Genomic DNA, 3,794 nt, shown 5'->3' on the forward strand with positions numbered 1-3,794 from the left:
TTTCACAGTGTAGAAATGCAGTGCTTAACGTTTCCTCATCAATAAAGCGAATTGCTTTTCTATCGGAACGGAAAGCCATTTCCGGACTAATTTTCTCTTCAAGGGCAGATGTGACCGTCAAGTAGAATGAAACAATTTTTGCTCGTTATTTTGAAACACTTTGTTCCCCAAATATGGTAGAACGATGCTTCATACGATAACTATCTTCATTTAAATGAATGATTTCTACTCGGTGAAGAATCCTATCTAGAATTGCTGTTGTTATAGCTTGATCACCCAATAATTCTCCCCATTCTTTTGGTGCCTTATTAGAGGTCAAGATAATGGAAGACTGATTATACAAGTCATTAATTAAATGAAAGAACATATTAGCTTCTTGTTGATCCATTGCCATAAACATTAAGTCATCTATTATGACTAAATCAGCCTCTCTAATTCTTTTCATTCTTGCTTTTGACTTTCGTGTGATTTCTTCTGTTTTCAGGTTATGAATTAAATCTCCCATTGATGTGAATATCGCTTTATACCCTTGGTTAATAGCCTCTATTCCTAGGCCTACGGCCAGGTGAGTTTTACCTACACCTGGTGGCCCTAATAAAATCAAATTGTACAGCTGTTCTATCCAAGTTAAATCTTTTAATCTATTTAGTTGTTTGTTGCTTAAAGACTTTTGTTCTTTTAAATTAAACTCCTCAAGTGTTTTGCTGAAAGGAAAAGTTGCCCACTTTAATCGGTTGTTTAGTTGCTTTTCTTCTCTTCGAGTTTGCTCATAAGAAGTGACATCTAACAGGAATTGAGTAAATGAAAGGTCTTTTTGCTCAGCTTCTCTGATCAAATGGGGGAGATGCTTGGCAGTTTCAACGAGTCTTAACCCTTTCATTATGTCTTGTAATTGTTGGATTTGGCTCATCGCTATTCAACCTCCATTAAAACCGTGTAAGTATCTACTTTTCTTTTGTATGCTTCTGTTTCTAAAACCCATTCTGATAGCCTGTTCAAAGTCTTAACTTCTTTCTTTTTATCAATAACTGTTTCATGTACCTGGCGCTGACGTTTCACATATGCAATGATATCGCCAAAATCAGTTGCACTGTATAATTTCCTTTTTAAACACTCTGCTAACGCTTTAGTCAGTACTTCGTTATCGATACCTTTTGTTTCGCGCAAGATGATTTGCAACTGGTCTTTAATGTAACGAGGATTTTTTTCCCTAACCTTCTCTAAATATTTAAAGGCTAGTTCTTTATCTTCAAATCTCTCAGCCACTGTATTAATGAATGCTCCAACACCTTTTGTACGATCCCTACTATGTTTTTTATCTTTTATTAACATCCCTTTCCCTTCGGGAATTGAATGTTTTGCAATAATTTCGCCAGTATCAGGTATATAAATAACTAATTCTTTAGTCTCCGTTTCCTTGATACATACTTTTTCATATTTGTTATAAGTTCCAAGTGGAAGAGAGTACCGATTAGATTGGTAACGAATAGTATTGTCCTTATGAACACATCTTGCTATACTTATCTCATAGTTATTTTGAATATCTATATTTTGGGAGACTGGTTTTAAGTGTTGCTTTTCCAGGAGGAACACTTCGAATGGTCTCTTTTTTGTTGTATTGTGTATTTTATAGTTACCCGTTCTGTTCAGCCATTCCCACCCTTGCTCATTCCAAGAGTCGATGTTATGAAACACTCTATGTTTGGCATAGTTTTGTTTGATAAATCCAACTACATTTTCTATTCTTCCCTTACTCTCAGGGTCAGCTTTTCTACAAACCCGAAGGTTTATTCCTCTGGATTCTCTATACTGCTGAAATTCTTTAGTTAAAATTAGATCTCCACCATTTTCGCTAACAACAATTAAACTATCTTGGTCATAAACGATCTCATTGGTCATTCCTCCATACCATTTAAACGCGTTCTCATGGGCTTGTATAACATCCCGTGTTGTAAATGGTCTATCCAACCACTCTTTATACTTTTGTCTAGAATGTGATAAGACAAAAGCTATAAAGTTGAGTTTGGCTTCCTTATTATCAACAGTTTTTTGTCTCGTATGACCAAAATCTACTTGCATTTGTTCTCCCATTGGGGGATCAGGAATTGCCTCATACATTCGAGGAGATGTTTCCTTATTTATTTTGTATTCTTCTCTTAATGCTTTTACATATGTTCTTACTGTACTTTCTCCAACAGTTAGATCTTTATATTTCTCTAAAAGCCAATCATAAACTTGTGCTGCTGACATATCCGGATGCATTCTCAACCAAGATAAAATCAGTTCTTTATATGGATCTAATTTTTTCTTTTTATACTGAAGAGAATCAACCCATTCCGCCATCTCCGAAGGAGATCTCTTTAAGTGCCTGTAAACAGTTGTTCGAGAAACCCCTAACTTTTCAGCTATCTTTGTCTGACTAAATCCTTGCTTTAATAATTGCTTTATCTCCATGTACATTTCCCACTTATCCACCTTCGCTAACCTCCACTGCAAGTATGAACTATGATCATTTTACAGTGATAGGTTGATATTTTTTGCTGGTATATTTGGGTAAATAAGCGTTTCATCTTATCAAGCAAAAACTGTACACTTTATTCTAGCAGTCACACCAAGCTACTTTTAGTATAATTCTTCACAAATCCAATTTCCTAATTAAATGTTACTCCATAATCTGGCCCGTTTGTTGAATACCTAGTTCCTATAAATAAAACCTCTAAGAAAAAGTACATTCTTTCATAAATGAAAACATTTGCTGCGTAGTATGAGTCTAATACGACAAAACGATCACCCTAAAAGAGTGACCGCCTCATATGAAAGTTTTCTGCAAAGTTTATTAGTACTGCGTAGCAAATGACTTTGTTTTGTTCTTATTCGCAATATGTGTCCAACTGCGGGAGATTGATGTTGAAAAAGTTAGCTCAATTTATTAAATGCTCTATCTTTAATTATAATTCCTTTACAACCCTCTGAAATTTTCTTGAATATCACCTCTCGGGTATCAGTTTCCTTGATCGTTATTCCTACAATTACTTGAGTCTTAGCTGCCAATATTTTTAAACTATCTAAGAAAGCTTCCATATCCTCAACTACTATACTATGCTGACCCGGTTCATCAAATATTAGAATTCCCGGATGATTCCCGTTCATCTCATTAGAAGTCTGTACTAGTGCTATAGTAAATGCCCAAATCCTTCTAATATGGTCACTAGCCGATGAATCAAATTTTAAATCGAAGTTCTCTATTGTAGGCATAAATGTATCCTTCGATATCATTACTTTATTAATATCAGAAGAACTCCTATACCCAAATACTTTAAGGTTTGAAACAAAGTTATCTCTTAGCGATTTAATTTTTCTTTCGTCTAAATTAGTAAACTTATTTTCAGGCAATTTATTTAAATCTGCAAGATATTGTTTCCAAACATCTGACAATTGCTTAAATTCCTCTTTGGTCTCCTCTATATCTGTTTTTACTTTTTCTAATTCCTCTATTGTTTTATTTAACTCTACCTTTTTATAAATAGTACTTTCTGAAACCGAACCATCAATGGCAAAGATATCATTTCTAGTAACTCTTGAAAGTCGATACAGTTTTGATACTGTATTTTCTAAAATACTAATGTTACTTTCAATATTTTTTATATTTGTTTTCTTCTGCTCTATAGCAAACTCAAATAGTTTTTCCTGAGATTTTAAATGTTTAATGTTATCATCAATACTCATTACATCTGCTACATTCTGACTTACTAGCAATGTATCCGATATTGGTTGATTACAAGTTGGACAAATGT

At 34.0% G+C, this 3,794-nt stretch carries 2 protein-coding genes and 1 pseudogene; all 3 read right to left on the reverse strand.

The genetic code is table 11. The annotated features are described in order from the left end of the window. Positions 1-145 precede the first annotated feature (145 nt). The gene (gene istB, locus OQ279_RS18070) at positions 146-910 is read right to left on the reverse strand and encodes an IS21-like element helper ATPase IstB (protein WP_025909801.1); all 765 of its coding nucleotides are present in this window, start codon (positions 908-910) and stop codon (positions 146-148) included. 2 nt (positions 911-912) lie between these two features. After that, positions 913-2,454 (reverse strand): IS21 family transposase, encoded by a 1,542-nt coding sequence (gene istA / locus OQ279_RS18075; protein ID WP_205835790.1) that lies wholly within the window; start codon positions 2,452-2,454, stop codon positions 913-915. 462 nt (positions 2,455-2,916) lie between these two features. Continuing rightward, a pseudogene (locus OQ279_RS18080) lies at positions 2,917-3,794 on the reverse strand (hypothetical protein); the annotation flags it as partial.

The sequence above is a fragment of the Salinimicrobium profundisediminis genome (assembly GCF_026241755.1).
GTDB classification, from domain to species: domain Bacteria; phylum Bacteroidota; class Bacteroidia; order Flavobacteriales; family Flavobacteriaceae; genus Salinimicrobium; species Salinimicrobium profundisediminis.

What these genes read in the sequence shown, in the direction of transcription:
- istB (WP_025909801.1), bottom strand. Translation starts at nt 910, where the DNA reads ATGAGCCAAATCCAACAATTACAAGACATAATGAAAGGGTTAAGACTC.
- istA (WP_205835790.1), bottom strand. Translation starts at nt 2,454, where the DNA reads ATGGAGATAAAGCAATTATTAAAGCAAGGATTTAGTCAGACAAAGATA.